Here is a 1315-nt window from a genome sequence, read left to right as displayed (position 1 = left end):
CGGCGGTGCTGCGCGCGGTGGCGCCAGATGAACGCCGGGCCGCGGCAATCACCGGCTCGGCTTCCGAGCGCTCGACGACGAGCACCTGCTCCATCAGTTCGCCCCAGCTGGCTTGCGCTTCGCCACGCATCTGCATTTCGCGTTCGCGCATCAGTTCGGCAAAAGCTTCGGACTGCCGGTCGACCTGCACCGGGCGCGCCAGCTGGCGATCGATCGCGCGCTGGCGCGTGGGCACGGCATGGCCAAAATGCTGGGCCACGCGCTTGACGACCGACTGGTACATCTGCGAAACCCGCGAGGGCGTGACCTGCAAGGACTTGGCAACCTCCACCGGCGTCAGGCCGACACCGAGGTAGGCGTCGATGACCATGCGCTCGCGCTCGGGCAGGTCGGCAAAAAACCGCTCCAGCCGGCGCAGCACGATGCCGGTGTCCACCCGCGCCTCGACTTCCTCCTGCGCGGTGGCCGGATGGAAGCGCTGCCCGCCGCCGCCGTGTTCATCGTCATCGGATTCGGCCAGGGACTGGTGGCGGCCGAACTGGTCGGCCTGCATCAGCGAGGAGATTTCCTGCGCGCTCATGCCGGTGGCCTCGGCCAGCAGGCCCAGGCCGGGTTCTTTTCCGTCACGGTTGCGCAGGCGCTCGCGGGCGATCTGCACGACCTTGATCTTGCGGCGCTCGCCGCGGGTCAGGAAGTCCATCTGGCGCAACTCGTCCAGCATGGCGCCCTTGACGCGCATGCGGGCGTAGCGCACGAACGCTTCCTGGGCGTCCGCGCTGTCGCGGTCGCCTTCCCATTCAAAGCTCACCGCCGCCTGCGCCACCGCGATCAGTCCGACCTGGATCAGGTCGGCCCGCTCCACGTTGGCTGGCAGATGGCGCACCAGTGCCTGGGCCTGTTTGCGGACCCAGGACTGGTTCTTGGCGATGAGAACCGACGGCACACCTTGCAGCGAGATCATGGAACAGAATCTTAGGCCGCCACCTGCTGCCAGGTCTGCCGAGGAGCCGGGTCTTCGGCGCCGATATCGGCAGTTTGCCGCAGCCTCGCGGACCGCTCGCTGTCCGGCTGGCAACCGATCATCGGCCGCCGCGCCAGACTGTTTAGCGCCCGGCGCCTTTTAACGGTTTCAAATCAATTCAAGGGCAACCGCGTCCGCGCCCGCGGCCTGGACCTCGCCGATCTCGGCGGCTTCGGCAAAGCCCTGCGCGCGGAAGATGGCCAGCACTTGGTCGACCGCTTCCGGTGCGCACGAGACCAGCAGGCCGCCGCTGGTCTGCGGGTCGCTGAGCAGTGCTTGGTCCACCGCGCCAAA

General features: G+C 68.0%; 2 protein-coding genes. Both read right to left on the bottom strand.

The window, feature by feature from the left end:
* Positions 1-961: sigma-70 family RNA polymerase sigma factor (locus FKP22_RS30645; RefSeq protein ID WP_141291962.1), on the bottom strand; the 961-nt coding region annotated here is incomplete at its 3' end.
* A gap of 168 nt (positions 962-1129) precedes the next feature.
* Positions 1130-1315: AIR synthase-related protein (locus FKP22_RS30640; RefSeq protein ID WP_233447033.1), on the bottom strand; the 186-nt coding region annotated here is incomplete at its 5' end.

This window comes from Ideonella azotifigens (assembly GCF_006519715.1).
Lineage (GTDB): Bacteria > Pseudomonadota > Gammaproteobacteria > Burkholderiales > Burkholderiaceae_C > Ideonella > Ideonella azotifigens.
This window is presented reverse-complemented; position numbering and strand designations above follow the sequence as displayed.